Genomic DNA, 14,848 nt, shown 5'->3' with positions numbered 1-14,848 from the left:
TGCGGCCACCGTCATCGGGGTAGGCCCAGCACTCTCTGGGCGATGACGTTCTTCATGATCTCGGTGGTACCACCGGCGATGGACGCCGAGCGGGACCGCAGGTACGCCACCTCGGTGGCCGCGTCGGGTTCGAGTGCGCCGGCACCGGCCGCGGCGAGCCGCAACTCCCCCAGCGACTGGGTGACCTGGCTCCAGGCCAGTTTGACGACGGACTGTTCGGGTCCCGGTGGCGTGCCGGCCTCGATGGCGGACAGAATCCTGGTTCCGTGGAGGTCCAGTAATCGGGCGCGGGCCGCGGTGTCGGCCAGTGCACGTGCCACGTCGTCGTCGAGACGTGTGCCGTCGACGATGCCGTCGGTGTCGTTGACGTCGACGATGCCGTCGAGGACGTCCTGCACCGACTGCTGCAGACGCGCCGCGAGCGCGACGACGCCGGTCCGTTCGTAGGCCAGCGTGGTGCGACTGACCGCCCAACCCTCGCCTTCGACACCCAGCAGCGCCGACGCCGGGACCGCGACGTCGTCGAAGAAGACCTCGGCGTACCCGACCGAGCCATCGAGCTGGACGATCGGGCGACGGGTGATTCCCGGGGTGTCGAGCGGCACCAGCAGCACGGTGATACCGGCATGCCGTGTGGACTCGGGATCGGTACGCACCATCAGTTCGATGTGGGTGGCGTCCATGCCGTCGGTCGTCCAGATCTTCTGTCCGTTGATCACATACTCGTCACCGACACGGGTGGCACGGCAGCGCAGGCCGGCGAGGTCGCTGCCGGCGCCCGGTTCGCTGAACCCCTGGCACCACACCTCGTCGGTGGACAGGATCGCCGGGAGGTGCCGCTGCTGCTCGGGCGTACCGTGCGCGATCAGGGTGGGCCCCACGTTGTTGATGCCGAGGACGCCTGCGAGGGAGGGCGCACCCGCGGCGGCCAGCTCGCGTTCGCAGTCGACCTGCTGTCGGACCGTGAGTCCGCGTCCGCCATGGCTTTCCGGCCATCCCAGGCCGATCCATCCGCCGTCGTGCAGCCGTCGCTGCCAGGCCCGCCGGGCGCCGAAGGTCTCGTCGACGCCCCATTCTCGTCGATGCTGAGCCACCGCGGTCGACAAGAACTCACGGAACGCCGCGACCACCGGGTCCGTCGGCGGCGCACCCGTCGCGTCGTTCCGACGTCGGACGGCCGGCGCGGTGGCCGGACCCAGGAGCCGGGCATGCGCGCCCGCCCTACGGAAGGCGTGGTGCGCCGTCGCCTCCCAGGTGAAGCCGAGACCGCCGAGGACCTGGATGACCGACGCCGACGCCATCCGCAGCGCCTTGACGGCCTGGTGATGTGCCAGCTGTGCGGGTTCGGTGACGTCGTGACCGCCCGTATCGAGGACGACCGCCAGGTGACGCACCGCGCTCGTGGCCAACTCCGTCTCGACGAAGACGTCGGCGAGTCGATGGGAGACACCTTGGAAGCTGCCGATCGGCGCCCCGAACTGTGTGCGGTCCCTCGCATGCGCGACCGCGTGGCGCAGTACGCGCCGACACAGGCCGACGTGTTCGGCGGCGAGCGCCAGGGTCGCGACCGCGTGCGCGGTGCGCAGCGCACCCGAGGCCTCCGACGCCTGCAACACGATGGTCGCCTCAGCGGATTCCAAGGCCACCGCGGCGAGCGGGGTCAGCACATCCAGACCCGTGCGCGCGGTGAGGACCGCTCGCTCGGCCGGGACCATCGCCACGACCACGTCGTCACCGAGCACAGCGGGCACCAGCAACAACTCGGCCGCGGGCCGGAGGAAACAGTCGACGTGGCCGGACAAGGTCACTGTGCCGGCACCCGAGGCCTGCGCCTCCACCTTCAGGGCGTCGGTATCCGCCCAGTCCGCGGTGGTCCAGTCGGCGGCGACGCCCGCCCGCAGCGAGCCGTCGGCGACACGTCCGGCGAGGCCGGTGTCGGCGACATCGCTGTGGGACAGCAGCACCGTGGCCGCATACGACGTGGCCAGCGGGTTGGGCACCAGGGTTTCTCCGATGCGTTCGATCGCGGACACGACGTCGAGCCATCGTCCGCCGAACCCTCCGCGGTGTTCGGGGACCGGCACGCCCGGCATACCGACTCCGGCCAGCGCCGCCCATGCGACCTCGGCGTCGGCGTCCCGACCGTCGCGACCGATGCCCCGCAATGTCTCGTCGTCCCACACCGAAGCGACCGCCGCGGCGACGGCAGCTGCGAATGAGCGGTGCTCATCGGTCTCGATGGTCGACTCCAGCTGATCGGGCGCGGCCGCGCTCGACGTCGCGGACTCGGCCGCCACCTGCGTGGGGGTCACTGCGCCTCCTCGGGTTTGTCAGTGTTCAAGAATTAGCATAAATAGGTAGATAAAACATAGACTTATTGGGCCTCGGCGATCCATACTCGACCGAGAGTTCCGAGCGGGCCGCGCTACGGCCGGGAAGAGGAGTTGAGCAACGTGGGTGTGATCTTGGATGTTGAATCCGACGCAGCGGTGGTGACTTTCGACTGGCCGGAGAAGCGCAACTCCCTCAACCCCGAGGACGCCGACCAGATCGTCGACGCCATCGAGGAAGCGGGCCGGTCCGACGTCGGACTGGTCATCGTCACCGGGAACGGGGCCTTCTGCTCGGGAGGCGATCTACCCGCATTCGCCGAGATCTCCGCGACTCACACCCCGGAGCAGGTCCGCGACACCGTCTACAGCCGCATGCAGCGCATCATCCGCGCCTTCCAGCACTGTCCGCTGCCCACCGCCGCGGCGGTCGACGGCGCCGCGATCGGACTCGGTCTCGACATCGCCCTCGCCGCCGACATGCGCTTCGTCGGTCCCCGCGGCTGGTTCCGCCAGGGCTGGGCCAATGCGGGCCTGATCCACGGCGTGGGCGGGATCGGACTGCTGCGCCGGTTGGACGGCTCACTGCTGTGGCGGCTGCTCGCGGACCAGGAACGCATCGACGCCGACCTCGCCGCACAGTTGGGTCTCGGCGAGAAGGCCGAACCAACCGCCCTCGACGCCGCCCGCGTCCGCGCCGCCAAGCTCGCCGCGCATCCCGGGCACCTCCTGGAGTCCTACGCCCGCCTCGCCCGCGAGGACTGGCCGTCCGACGGCCATTTCGACACCGCCGCCGACATCCAGGGACAACTGATCGGCTCCGCCGAGTTCCGCGCACTGACCGCTCAGGTCCTGGGCAAATAAGTCGCCCGGCACGAACGAAGGACATCATGGATCTGGATTTCTCCGAAGAACAGGAGCAGTTCCGCGCCGAACTCCGGGCGCTGCTGGAATCGCGCCTGCCCGACGACTGGGTCGGGATCTTCCACGGACCGGACGAGTATCTCGACCTCAGCTTCTCGATCACGCGCGAGATGGCCGAACGCGGATGGCTCACCCAGACATGGCCCGAGGAGTACGGCGGTCGGGGCGCATCGAACTGGCGGCAGGTGGTGCTCCAAGAGGAGACGTGGGCCTACTTCGAACCTCGCGGCGGCCAGTACATGGGAGTCAACTGGATCGGACCGGCGATCATCAGGTTCGGCACCGACGAACAAAAGATGCGATTCCTCCCGCGTATTGCCGCCGGCGACGTGCAGTGGGCGCAGCTCTTCTCCGAGCCGGGGGCCGGATCCGACCTCGCCGCGCTGCGGACCAAGGCCACGCCCACCGGTGACGCGTTCATCGTCAACGGCGAGAAGATCTGGACCAGCTACGGCGACTACGCCGAGTACGGCGTCCTCCTCGCTCGATGCGAAGCAGGCTCGGAACGTCACGCGGGACTCGTCGTGCTCCTCATCGACATGTCGACGCCCGGCATCGAGGTCAAGCCCATCGCGACCCCATTGGGCAAACACAAGCTCAACTCCGTCGTCTTCACCGACGCGGTGATCCCCGCCGACGCCGTTCTCGGCGCGCCAGGCGACGGATGGCGAGTCGCCATGGCGTCGTTGGCCTTCGAACGGGTCGGTGTGGCGCGATATGCGCGCTCCACGCGCATCCTCGGTGAGCTCGAGCGTCTTCCGGAGGCGGACCGGCCCGAGATCCAGCGCGACATCGCGACCGCACTCGCCGGTGCGCGCGTCGCCGAACTGATGAGCTACCTCGTCGTCGACATGAAGGAGCGGGGCGAGGTGCCGACGTGGCAGGGCAGTGCAGCCCGCGTGCACAACGTCACTCTCGAACAACGGGTCTCGGCCATCGCGGATCGGGTACTGGGACCGATGGCGATCGTCGACTCCCACGACACCGCCGCGGTCGAGGGCGGCGAGATCGAGGACTTCACCCGCCTGGCACCCACCGGCACCGTCACCGCCGGTGCCTACGAGATCCAGATGGGGATCATCGCCCAGCGCGGACTGGGCCTGGAAAGGATTCGCTGACCATGGATTTCGTCCTCCCCGACCACACCGTCGGCCTCGTCGACGAACTGCGTCGATGGGCCAGGGACCGGCCCATCTTCGAGGTGTCCGATGCCGACGACGCCACCGGCTGGAAGCAGCTGGTCGAGTTCGGCATCTTCGACCTCGAGGCGCATGGCGGCGACATGCTCGACCTGGTGTGTGCCATCAGCGCGGTCTCCCGCGCTCCCCTACCCGGGCCGCTCGTCGAAGCCGAACTAGCCGCCCGCGCCAATCCCACTGTGGCGCCCGACGTCCTGGGGCGTGGCGGTGTCATCAGCAGCATTGGCCCCGGCGGTCCGGCCCGCCGCGTCGTCGGCTGGGGCGCCCGCGCCGAGGCGGTCGTGTCCACGGTCGACGGCGCGGTACTGACCGATCGGCCGTGCGAACCGGTCCACAACGCCTACCATCTGCCGCACGGCTGGCTCGAGCACGATGGGCAGGGCGCCGACGAGATGGCATCCCGCCGTTGGCTACTCGCCTCCGCGGCCACTCTCGGACTGGCGTCCGGGGCATATGAGATGACCATGCGGCATACCAAGGACCGTGAGGTCTTCGGCCGGCCGCTCGCATCCCGGCAAGCCGTGCAGGTCCGGCTCGCGGAGTGCTCGATGCTCCTGCAAGGCGCCGAGGTCGCCGTCCTCGATGCCGCTTGGCGGTGGTCGGGAGACGACGTCCGATCGCCCACCGCGGCCGCACTCACCTGGCTCTACACGCGGGAGGCGACCGAGAAGGTTCTGGCACACGCACACCAACTGTTCGGCGCGCTGGGATTCTGCGACGAGACCGGACTCGTGCGCCTGAGTTCCCAAGCGCGATGGTTACGCCTGTCGGTGCCGGAGGGCCCCGCCGTCGACCACGTGGTCTCCACACGCGCCCGTGCCGCCGGTACGCCGCCGTCGTTGGTGTTGCGAGGTTTTCGCTGACACCGCCCGGAAATCGAGGCCACGCAGGCCGGTGGTTCCGCACTCCCCGGTGAGGGCGCGCCATCAGGTGCTCGGCGAATCAGCGAACTCGGCGAGCACGCTCGAGGTGTGTGGCCCCGCCCTCGACCCACCAGCGCACGCGCACATCCTTATGAGAGTCCCCGTCGCGCAGCGAGATCCACAACTCGTCGTGGAGGCGCACCTGGCCGCGGGGGACCTCGACCCCGCGTTCGGCACCGAACCGCACCGCCTCGGGGTGAGCCCAGGTCGCCGCGTCGCCCGGGTCGCGGACGGTCGCGGCGTACTCCTCGGAGGCCGGTGGCAGGTCGAGCAGCGTAGCGAGCATCTCGGCATCGGCCGCGGTCACCGTCGGTCCGGCGAGGACCGCTTCGTCGTCGGGTAGCGCTTGGAGGAACCACGGTCGGTCGACCACCACCGCGCGGTCGGTGACGGTGCCGGCGATCGTCCGGACCTGTTCGGGCACTTCGACATCGGCCGCATCGAGATCGCCCCGGCGGCATGCCGCGACCACGGCGGCGTGCACCATCACCGCGGCACCGGCGGAGATGTCCCGGTCGGGGTCGCCGAGGCGGGTGAGAAGCAGCGCGGCATCGTCGGCGGTGTCGGGTTCGAGGCGTGCGAGCGCGCCTACCAGCGCGTCGGCGTGCGGATGATCGAGCGGGTCGATGATCCCGGCGAGGATCTCATCCGAGGGTGCGCGGTACTCCCCCAGCAACAATCCGTCGACCTCGGCATGCCGCCGCAACCACCAGGCGGTGTACCCGTCGCGGTCGGCGAGCAGCGGTGCAATGTCCGCGTCGGTCGCCATCATGGTCAGCGCCTCGGACCAGGACCGGTCGTCGATCAGGTCGAGATCCCGGACCGCCGTGAGCCTTTCGGGTGCGTCGGGCAGCGTGTCCCACCAGTCCTCCTCGTCGGGGAGGTCGTGGTCGGGACCGACCGGCAGGTCGTCGACGACGGTGAGGAATCCCCACCCGACGCCCAGGCGCCGCAATTCTTCTGCGCCACACTCGGACACGACCTCGTCGTCGACGACACCGAACGGATGGTCGTCGACGAGGACCGACAGCAGCGGACTGTCGGGCAGCAGCAGTTCATCGGCGGGGCGGAGCTCGCCGTCGCTGTCGAGCAGCGGCAGGGTGGCCAGCCACGGCGGTACGGACGCATCCGGATCGGCCCGTAGGACCGCACAGATCTCGGCGGCCAGCCCGTCGTCGCCGGCACCGTCGAGGTCGATGTCCTCGACCAGCACCCGAAGTGCCGGGTCGGCCAGTGCGTCGGCGACGGAGAGTTCCCGCACGCCCAGGCGTTCGAGGAGCGAATGCCGGGCGTCTGGGTGGACGGTGGGCATCCATCGCATCGGCGTGGCGATGCGATCGCTCACGAACAGTCCGCGGACCCCGACCGACATCCGTCCGTCGGATCGCGGGATCGGCAGCGCGCCCAGTTCCTCGACCTCGCGTCCCGTCGACACGAGCGGCGCGAGCGCGTCGTACAGGTCGTGCCACCAGGACGGCTCGTGGTGCAGGCCGCCGAGCCGCTCGGCCAGCGCCGCCAGCCCGAGTTCCTCGACGCCCAGCCGCCCGAGCGTCGGAAGATGCTGGGCGAGTGAGATGTCGGGGTGGACGAGATCCGCGAAGTGTTCGGACAGCATCCCGGCCAGGCGATCGGTCAGCCCGATCAGGACCACCGACCGCGACGGCAGCAACGGCTCGCCGTCCGCACCCGGCAGCCACGCGACGTCGCGGAGCTGTACGCGCACGGCCTCGATCAGCCTGGCGTCGTCGCGATTTCGCGCGAGATGCAGCTCCGGCACGAGCTGTAGCCGACGAACCGGGTCGACGAGGAGCAGAAGGTCCACATAACCGGCTGCGGCATCGCCGATCTCGGCACCCGGGTGAAGGTGCCGACGGTCGGGGGTGAGCGCGAGGTCGGTGATGCACCGGCACGGCAGGCTCAGTTCGATGTCGGTGGGCGTGGGTGCGCGCAGCACATCGTGCTCAGGTGCGCGACCGCCGTCGGCGTCGACGAGCCAGCGCGTCCCGCCGCGGGTGACCTCCAGCCAGCGTTGGGTCGACACCGAACCGGAGCCGTCCACGGACACGGTGACGATCGCGGACGAGGCCTGATCGTCACCGATCTCGGGCCCGGCGGACCGCTCGACCGTGACCTCCACGCCGTCCACGGTGATCCGTTGCAATGCAGCGAGTTCCACGACAAGATCCGGCGCCTGGACGAGCATCGCGTCGATGAGCGGCCCGGACGGCTCACGCAGACTCAGGACCACCTCGGTGTCGAAGCCCGCTGTGCTGGAACCCACCCCCGCCCCCGGCACGGCATCGGTCGGCCACACAAGCCGTAGGACCGGAACGGTGTCCGCCGAGAGCCCGGCATCGTCGACGGCTTCGGCGGTGGCGGCGCGGTCGAAGACGATCGACCCGGTACGAGACCGGACCTCGACGCGGTCGGCGACCGTTGCGGTGGCGGTGAATCCGACGCCGAATCGTCCGATCTGACCGTCGGTGGGCGCCTTCGCCGACACCCGCAGCGCGGCCAGCGATCGGACGCCGTCGACACTCAGCGGCTCACCGGTGTTCGCGACATGTAGCTCGTCACCGTCGACCCAGACGGCGAGCTCCCCCGCGATCCCCGCCGCGGCCGCGGCATCGGCGGCATTCGCGGCGAGTTCGGTGAGCAGCCGATCGCGGTATCCGACGGTCACCAGATCCGACTCGGCAGCCGCGTCCTCGGCGAGACGGGTCGGCGAGGCCGTCCAGGCGTCGAGCGTCGACGACCGCAGTGCGGCGGTGCCAAACGGGTCCGGGCCGAACGGATCGGCGCTCATGGATGGTGGCGAGTCGTTCAGGAGCGGGCCGGTTCGGCGTCCCGGGTGACCGAGATGACCTCGAGGGCGCCGTCGTCGTAGGCGTCGTAGGCGGGTGAGCCCTCACCCTTGGGCGCCTGGACATCGGAGTGCGCTCCGCAGCCGTACTCGGCGGAGACCACCCGGCCGTCGGCTGCGTATTCGTTGGTGCAGGCACCGAATCCGGCGCGCAGCGCACCCGCGAGGGGCACATAGAAACCACAGGTGCAGCAGGGGAACGGGGCCGCCTGAGCCATCTCCGACGACGGACCGAAGTCGCCGTCGTACCAGCGCTGCGCGGCGTCGGCGCGACCGTCGTAGCTCAGCAGTCGGCGACGGCCGAGGCCGATCTCGCCGGCGATCTGACCGATGTCGTCGGGGTCCTCGGACTCGGAGTCGAAGCGGAACTCGTCGCCGGTGTCGATCTGGTTGGGCACCAGACGCGGATCGTCGGGTTCGGCGGCCAGCAGGTCACCGGGCGCGAGGTCGCCGGAGGCGACACGCTCGGCCCACGGCACCCACGGCGGTGCGAGCAACGAGCCGTCGCCCGGCAGCAGCACGACCTCACTGAGGGTGATCTCGTCGCTGCCCGGGGAACCGGCCAGCACGACGCACCACTGCCATCCGCGATAGCCTGCGAGCTCGGCGTCGAAGTAATGCGCAGCGGCCCACTCGCCCTCGGCGACGCTGCGCCGATGCGCGCCGGGCTGCTGTCCTTCGTCGACCAGCGCGGCTCGTGCGATGTCGACGGCCGCCAGCAGTCGTCCGCCCTCACTTACGTCAGTCACGCTTCCAGTGTGCAATATCGCCGACGTGTGCCACACAACGACCCGCTTCAAGCGGCACCGGCACGAGATGAGGAACAATCGGGGGCGTGATCCCACGGAGTTCCCGACACGACGATGGGCGCGGGGCCCCCAGGGGTCCGGCGAGCCAGCATTCTCGACCGCCGACAGACGATCGCGGCCGTCGCGCCGCGCAGCACCCCGGGTCGGCCAACTACCCGGCCGACGAGACCCGCCAGATGCGCGGCCGCCGGCCCGCACCCGGCTGGGGACCGCCACCCGGACCGGGTCCCGGCCGCAATGCCTACCTGCCCCCGCCCACCCACAATCCGCATCTGCCGCCGCTCGACGAGCGAGGTCAGCCGCAGTACGACGAGTCGGCGACCCGGGCGATGCCCGCCGACCACGGGCCGCGAACGCCCAAGAAGCTGACCGTGATGCGCGTCGCCGCGATGCGCAGCCGCGAGCTGACGGGCAAGGGCATCGGCAAGATCCACCGGGCCGCGACCGCCGACGGCGCCGACCAGTCCGGCCTCACTGCGCTCACCCTGCCGGTGATCGCGAACTTCGCCGCCGACGCCGCGATGGCCGTCGCGCTGGCCAACACCCTGTTCTTCGCCGCCGCGTCGGGTGAATCCAAGACCAACGTCGCGCTGTATCTGGCGCTGACGATCGCGCCGTTCGCACTCATCGCTCCCCTGATCGGTCCGCTGCTCGACCGACTCCAGCGCGGGCGTCGTATCGCGATGGCCACGACCTTCGGTCTGCGCGTCATCCTGGCGCTGCTGATCATGTCGAACGTCCAGTGGAACGACGCCACCCAGCAACTCGAGTACGACCCGTGGGTGCTCTATCCCTGCGCGCTGGGCCTGCTGGTGCTGTCGAAATCTTTCGGCGTGCTCAAATCGGCGGTCACCCCACGTGTGGTGCCCCCGACCATCGACCTGCCGCGGGTGAACTCCCGCCTGACCACCTTCGGCCTGATCGGCGGCACGATCGTCGGCGGTGCGGTGGCCGCGCTGATCGAGATGCTGCTCGGCAAACTGCTGCCGCTGCATCTGCCGGGAGCCATGGTGTGGCTGGCGATCGTCGCCGCGGCCGGCGCCTACCTGTGCATGCGCATCCCGTCGTGGGTCGAGTCGACCGAGGGCGAGATCCCCACGACCCTGACCTATCACGGCGAACCGGCCCGCTCGGCGATGCCCGAACACGAGCCGACCAGCGCTCGCGAGGGTGCCAAGATGCTCGCCGCGAAGATGCGTCAGCCGCTGGGCCGCACGGTGGTGGCCGGTCTGTGGGGCAACGGCACCATCCGCATCCTGACCGGCTTCCTGACGCTGTTCGTGGCCTTCTACGCCAAGGCCCAGCAGGGCGACGCATCGGACTGGACGCAGCTGCTGCTGCTCGGCGCCGTCGGTGCCGCCGCCGGCGTCGGCAACATGATCGGCAACGGCGTCGGCACCCGGCTGGAGCTGAAGAACCCGCCGGGCATCATCGTCTGGGCCACCGTGGCCTGCTTCGTCGTCGCGGTCCTCGCGGCGATCTTCGGCAACATCCTCTTCGCGGCGGTCGCCGCGCTGGTCGCCTCGGGCGCCAGCGCGATCGGCAAGGTGTGCCTCGACTCGTCGATCCAGGACGACCTGCCCGACGAGTCACGCGCCTCGGCCTTCGGCCGTTCGGAGACGGTCCTGCAGTTGTCGTGGGTGTTCGGCGCCTCACTCGGGGTGCTGCTGCCCCCGACCCTGTGGATCGGCTTCACCGTCGTCGCCGTGCTGCTCGGGCTGGGCCTGCTCCAGACCGTGATGACGACCCGCGGCACATCGCTGGTGCCGGGTCTGGGCGGTCGACGCCCCGACCACGCCGCACCGACTGTCGCCTTCCGGGCCGCCGGTTCGGACGATGCCGCACGCCGGACCGGACCGGGGTCGGCACCGACCCGGGCGCATTCCCAGCGGCCGACGACCACGCGGATGCCGTCGACGGCACCGTTCCCGAACTCCGGTCACCGGCCACCCGGTGACCGCTCCACCCCCGACGAGACAGGACAACGCCGACCGTGATCAGCAGTGGTGAGAAGAAGGCACTTTCGATCATCGCGATCGTCGTGGTGGCGTTCGTCGCAGTCGTCGGCGTCTCGGTGTTCCTGCTGACCCGCAACTCCACGCACGACGACCGGCCGTACGTGCACCTCGCCGTCGGCAAGAACCTCTACACCGTCGAACCGGTGCGGTGGTGCGACCTGATGCTCGACGAGTGCGACCCGCCGCTCGGCACGTCGCAGCGCGAGGCGCCCCGGGTTCCGGTGGCGGTCGGCGACACGGTGATGCTGTCGGTCTCCGGCGACATCGCGAAGGGACCCTGGAACCTCGCGGCCGTCTACTGGACGCCGAAGGGGCTCGTCGAAGACGAGCAGCCCCAGGCGTCGGGTGAGACGTACACGGTCACGCTGAAGACGGCACCCGAATTCGTCCTGCTGGGGGTCACCGTCTACCCGGCGTCGGCCCGGTTGACGCAGAACGACGAGATCATCCCGCGCGGAGTGCTGGCAGCACAGACCGCACCGGAGAATTTCCTGCAGTACCTCGGCTGACACCGCGGCGTCGAGGTCGGCGCTCGACGACCGGGGTTCAGCTCTCGAGTTCGCGGGCGACCGCGCGCACGACCTCGGAGATCCGCTGCGCGGTCTTGCGGTCGGGGTAGCGCCCCTTGCGCAGGTCCGGCTGCACCTTGCCCTCGAGCAGGGTGATCAGATCGGCGACCATGCCGTGCAGTTCATCGGGGGTGTGCCGCTTGGTGTCCTTGCGGGCGGCCTCGCGCACGTTCTTGGACACGCTCGGCGCGGGTTCGAGAACCTTGACGCTCAGTGCCTGCGGCCCGCGGCGACCGGCGGCCATGCCGAACTCCACCCGCTGCCCCGGCTTGAGGGCCTCCACCCCTTCGGGCAGGGCGGACGAACGGACGTAGACGTCCTCACCGCTCTCCTGAGCGAGGAAGCCGAAGCCCTTGTCCGCGTCGTACCACTTCACCTTGCCGGTCGGCACTGTGCTCACCCTCATCTGTACGTCGTAGATCTCTTGCGGATCTGCCTGTCACAACAAAAGACGCCGTCACCCATCACACGACCCACGGCGGAAAGTCCGTATGGGCCCAGACGGATGCAAGGCGCCTGCTGCGCCCCATGGTAGCCAACACCCCACCCCGCGGTCACACCATTACCTCAGCCCAACCCGTCACACCCTTGCGCGACGTCGCCCTCCCGGAGAGTGCACTACCGTAGACGGCATGCAGAAGACGACGTCCCCGCGGCTGCTGCAGGTGGCCATGGTGATCTTCGCGATCGGACTCATCGCCCTCGTGGCCTTGTTCGTGACCCCGCTGGTCACCGACGGCGACACGGCACCGACCTTCGTCTACCTGCTGACCATGTGCGCACCCCTGGGTTTTCTCCTCGGCCTGGTGTACGCACTCCGTGCCGGACGCCGAGCCAGGTGAGGACCCCGTGACAGCGACCATCGACACCACCCCAGACCTCGCCCCCGTCTCCGACGCCAAGGCTCTCCGGGCAGCGTTCAGCTGCTTCCCCAGCGGCGTCGTCGCGGTGTGTTGCCTACAGGGTGAGGGAGATTCGACCACGCTGATCGGAATGGCGGCGAGTTCTTTCACCACCGTCTCCCTCGACCCTCCGCTGGTGTCGGTGTGCGTTCAGAACACGTCGACGACGTGGCCGCAGATCCGTACCGCGCCGGCCATCGGGGTCAGCGTCTTCGCCGGCGACCAGACCGACGTCTGCAAACAGCTCGCCGGTCCGTCGGAGCGCCGTTTCGACGGCATCACACCGCTGCGCACCGACGCCGGGGCCGTCTTCGTCCCGAACGCCGCCGCCCATCTGTCGTGCACCATCCACAACGAGATCCAGGCCGGCGACCACACCGTCGTGCTGCTGGAGATCAGCACCCTGCGCGCCGATCCCGGCGTCGAGCCGCTTGTGTTCCACGCCAGCACCTTCCGTGCTCTCGAGGCCCGTAAAGACCCGAACGCCACGTGATCTGCAGGACAGCATGAGCACGGTCGGCCTCGGGATCCCCACGCCACGGTCGATGACGGCCGCGGCACCATCGGACGTGCCCACGCAGGGACCCCTGCGCGACACGTTCGGGCGGGTCGCGAAGGACCTGCGGGTCTCGGTGACCGACCGATGCAATCTGCGCTGTACCTACTGCATGCCGGCCGAGGGACTCGACTGGATGCCCAACGACGCGGTGCTGAGCGCCGACGAACTGATCCGTGTGCTGACGGTCGCGGTCCGGGATCTGGGGATAGAACGCATCCGCTTCACCGGCGGGGAGCCCCTGCTGCGCCGCGACCTCGAGCAGGTCATCGGCGCCGTCGCCGCCCTGCCCCGGCGACCCGAGATCGCGATCACCACCAACGGTCTGGGTCTCACGCGGCGGATCGACGGTCTCGTCGCCGCCGGGCTCAGCCGCATCAACATCTCCCTCGACACCGTCGACCGGGAACGGTTCGCCCAGATCACCCGGCGCGATCGGCTCGACGACGTGTTGGCCGGTCTCGCCGCCGCCAAACGCGCGGGTCTCGACCCCGTCAAGGTCAACGCCGTGCTCCCCGACCGCGCCGACCTCGACGCCATCCCCGACCTGCTCGCCTACTGCCTGGAACAGGGCTACGAACTCCGCATCATCGAACAGATGCCCCTCGACGCCGACCACGCCTGGCAACGGGCCCGGATGGTGACCGCCGACGAGATCCTGGCGACGCTTCGCACACGGTTCGATCTGCTGCCCGATCCGGCACCGCGCGGCAGCGCCCCGGCGGCCACCTGGATCGTCGACGGCCATCGGACGTCACGGGGCCCGGCCAAGGTCGGGGTGATCGCCTCGGTCACCCGCCCGTTCTGCGGCGACTGCGACCGCACCCGGCTCACCGCCGACGGGTCGCTGCGCAACTGCCTGTTCGCGTCGTCGGAGACCGATCTGCGCGCTGTGCTGCGCACGCTGCCCGACGACGAGGTCGACGCCGCCATCGCGGCGCTGTGGCGCACCGACATGTGGCAGAAGGCTCCCGGACACGAGGTGAACGCGGCCGGCTTCGTGCAGCCGACGCGGCCCATGTCCGCCATCGGCGGATAGGCTCGCCCCGATGAACCTCACCGTCCGCTTCTTCGCCGCTGCTCGCGCCGCCGCCGGCACCGAGTCGCGCGTCGTCGACATCGAGCCCGCGGCCACCCTCGGAGACCTCGAGTCGACGCTGTCCGCCGGCAACCCCGAATTGGCGACGGTCCTCGAGCGGTGTTCCTACCTCCGCGACGAAACGGCCTTCACTGACCGTTCACTACAGCTCGGCATCTGCTCGACACTCGACGTCCTCCCCCCGTTCGCCGGTGGTTGACACCACAGCCGCCCTGTGACCTTTCTCACATAACGGAGCGGTAACGAGATGGCCACGGGACCGCATCCGGCGCGATGAACTGCGAGGACGCCGAAAGTTGGTCGGGAGACCAGGTTCTGGAGAAAAAATAAGTTGTGGACAAGCAGGTGAATCGGCCGATCGAAGGACGTACTGTACGAAGCGACCTTCTCGAAGGTCACGGTAAGGAAACAGAACATACGTCCCGCCGGCCGCGCCGAGCCTCGCTCCGCCGGTGGGAACGACCGCACGAAATCTAGGAGCGAGGACGGGGGACCCAACCTCATCCCCTGAGACCGGGCACCACACACGGTGTCCTCGGGGTTAAGTCCCAGGCGCAGAACCGTGGTTAACAAATCATGGTGACGCACTGGGGCCGAGCAGCCTCTCGCTCGAACCCGACAGCTGACTTCGTAGGCGCGTGGAGAGAGGAATTCGA

At 69.5% G+C, this 14,848-nt stretch carries 13 protein-coding genes and 1 riboswitch; of the genes, 9 read left to right on the top strand and 4 right to left on the bottom strand.

The annotated features are described in order from the left end of the window. Window positions 1-11: 11 nt before the first annotated feature. Window positions 12-2,312 carry an acyl-CoA dehydrogenase gene (locus tag GKZ92_RS05745; protein ID WP_139319420.1) on the bottom strand — a complete coding sequence of 767 codons (2,301 nt, stop codon included), beginning with the start codon at window positions 2,310-2,312 and terminating at the stop codon, window positions 12-14. 141 nt (window positions 2,313-2,453) lie between these two features. Here GKZ92_RS05745 and GKZ92_RS05740 point away from each other — a divergent pair, with 141 nt between their 5' ends. From GKZ92_RS05740 to GKZ92_RS05730, 3 genes are read left to right on the top strand one after another with little or no spacing between them, the layout of a single operon-like run. Further along, a complete protein-coding gene (locus GKZ92_RS05740; RefSeq protein ID WP_196222032.1) occupies window positions 2,454-3,194 on the top strand; it encodes an enoyl-CoA hydratase/isomerase family protein in 741 nt (246 codons plus the stop codon). A gap of 26 nt (window positions 3,195-3,220) precedes the next feature. Next, the gene (locus GKZ92_RS05735; protein ID WP_035753120.1) at window positions 3,221-4,372 is read left to right on the top strand and encodes an acyl-CoA dehydrogenase family protein; all 1,152 of its coding nucleotides are present in this window, start codon (window positions 3,221-3,223) and stop codon (window positions 4,370-4,372) included. A 2-nt stretch (window positions 4,373-4,374) separates the two neighbouring features. After that, window positions 4,375-5,316: an acyl-CoA dehydrogenase family protein gene (locus GKZ92_RS05730; protein ID WP_051405924.1), complete on the top strand. Its 942-nt coding sequence runs from the start codon at window positions 4,375-4,377 to the stop codon at window positions 5,314-5,316. A gap of 79 nt (window positions 5,317-5,395) precedes the next feature. Here GKZ92_RS05730 and GKZ92_RS05725 read toward each other — a convergent pair whose 3' ends face one another. Then, complete coding sequence (locus tag GKZ92_RS05725; protein ID WP_075862756.1) at window positions 5,396-8,182, bottom strand: sacsin N-terminal ATP-binding-like domain-containing protein; 2,787 nt, start codon at window positions 8,180-8,182, stop codon at window positions 5,396-5,398. A 17-nt stretch (window positions 8,183-8,199) separates the two neighbouring features. Further along, window positions 8,200-8,988: a DUF3027 domain-containing protein gene (locus tag GKZ92_RS05720; RefSeq protein ID WP_006360650.1), complete on the bottom strand. Its 789-nt coding sequence runs from the start codon at window positions 8,986-8,988 to the stop codon at window positions 8,200-8,202. 236 nt (window positions 8,989-9,224) lie between these two features. On the opposite strand from GKZ92_RS05720, the gene GKZ92_RS05715 reads away from it, so the two are divergent. Both GKZ92_RS05715 and GKZ92_RS05710 read left to right on the top strand, forming a co-directional pair. Then, on the top strand, window positions 9,225-11,045 hold the full coding sequence (locus tag GKZ92_RS05715) for an MFS transporter (protein WP_006360649.1): 1,821 nt from the start codon (window positions 9,225-9,227) through the stop codon (window positions 11,043-11,045). Beyond that, a complete protein-coding gene (locus tag GKZ92_RS05710; RefSeq protein WP_035753124.1) occupies window positions 11,042-11,575 on the top strand; it encodes a DUF2771 family protein in 534 nt (177 codons plus the stop codon). Before GKZ92_RS05715 ends, GKZ92_RS05710 begins: the two co-directional genes overlap by 4 nt. A gap of 37 nt (window positions 11,576-11,612) precedes the next feature. On the opposite strand, the gene GKZ92_RS05705 is transcribed toward GKZ92_RS05710, so the two are convergent. Continuing rightward, on the bottom strand, window positions 11,613-12,026 hold the full coding sequence (locus tag GKZ92_RS05705) for a cold-shock protein (protein WP_006360647.1): 414 nt from the start codon (window positions 12,024-12,026) through the stop codon (window positions 11,613-11,615). Between the two features lie 241 nt (window positions 12,027-12,267). Here GKZ92_RS05705 and GKZ92_RS05700 point away from each other — a divergent pair, with 241 nt between their 5' ends. Genes GKZ92_RS05700 through GKZ92_RS05685 form a run of 4 tightly spaced genes read left to right on the top strand, consistent with a single transcriptional unit; the run spans window position 12,268 to window position 14,391 of the window. Beyond that, on the top strand, window positions 12,268-12,477 hold the full coding sequence (locus GKZ92_RS05700; RefSeq protein ID WP_006360646.1) for a hypothetical protein: 210 nt from the start codon (window positions 12,268-12,270) through the stop codon (window positions 12,475-12,477). Between the two features lie 7 nt (window positions 12,478-12,484). Then, the gene (locus tag GKZ92_RS05695; RefSeq protein WP_035753382.1) at window positions 12,485-13,030 is read left to right on the top strand and encodes a flavin reductase family protein; all 546 of its coding nucleotides are present in this window, start codon (window positions 12,485-12,487) and stop codon (window positions 13,028-13,030) included. 13 nt (window positions 13,031-13,043) lie between these two features. Continuing rightward, window positions 13,044-14,132 carry a GTP 3',8-cyclase MoaA gene (gene moaA / locus GKZ92_RS05690; protein ID WP_035753126.1) on the top strand — a complete coding sequence of 363 codons (1,089 nt, stop codon included), beginning with the start codon at window positions 13,044-13,046 and terminating at the stop codon, window positions 14,130-14,132. Window positions 14,133-14,142: 10 nt separating this feature from the next. After that, window positions 14,143-14,391 (top strand): MoaD/ThiS family protein, encoded by a 249-nt coding sequence (locus tag GKZ92_RS05685; RefSeq protein ID WP_035753127.1) that lies wholly within the window; start codon window positions 14,143-14,145, stop codon window positions 14,389-14,391. 254 nt (window positions 14,392-14,645) lie between these two features. Next, a riboswitch (cyclic di-AMP (ydaO/yuaA leader) is annotated at window positions 14,646-14,845 on the top strand. Window positions 14,846-14,848 lie beyond the last annotated feature (3 nt).

The sequence above is a fragment of the Gordonia sp. 135 genome, from assembly GCF_009720185.1.
Classification (GTDB): Bacteria; Actinomycetota; Actinomycetes; order Mycobacteriales; family Mycobacteriaceae; genus Gordonia; species Gordonia alkanivorans.
The sequence above is the reverse complement of the archived record's forward strand: the minus strand, read 5'-3'. Positions and strand labels throughout refer to the sequence as shown.

Excerpts from the sequence above, each read along its gene's own strand:
- GKZ92_RS05735 (WP_035753120.1), top strand. The coding sequence starts at position 3,221 with ATGGATCTGGATTTCTCCGAAGAACAGGAGCAGTTCCGCGCCGAACTC.
- GKZ92_RS05730 (WP_051405924.1), top strand. The coding sequence starts at position 4,375 with ATGGATTTCGTCCTCCCCGACCACACCGTCGGCCTCGTCGACGAACTG.
- GKZ92_RS05725 (WP_075862756.1), bottom strand. The coding sequence starts at position 8,182 with ATGAGCGCCGATCCGTTCGGCCCGGACCCGTTTGGCACCGCCGCACTG.
- GKZ92_RS05715 (WP_006360649.1), top strand. The coding sequence starts at position 9,225 with ATGCGCGGCCGCCGGCCCGCACCCGGCTGGGGACCGCCACCCGGACCG.
- GKZ92_RS05700 (WP_006360646.1), top strand. The coding sequence starts at position 12,268 with ATGCAGAAGACGACGTCCCCGCGGCTGCTGCAGGTGGCCATGGTGATC.
- moaA (WP_035753126.1), top strand. The coding sequence starts at position 13,044 with ATGAGCACGGTCGGCCTCGGGATCCCCACGCCACGGTCGATGACGGCC.
- GKZ92_RS05685 (WP_035753127.1), top strand. The coding sequence starts at position 14,143 with ATGAACCTCACCGTCCGCTTCTTCGCCGCTGCTCGCGCCGCCGCCGGC.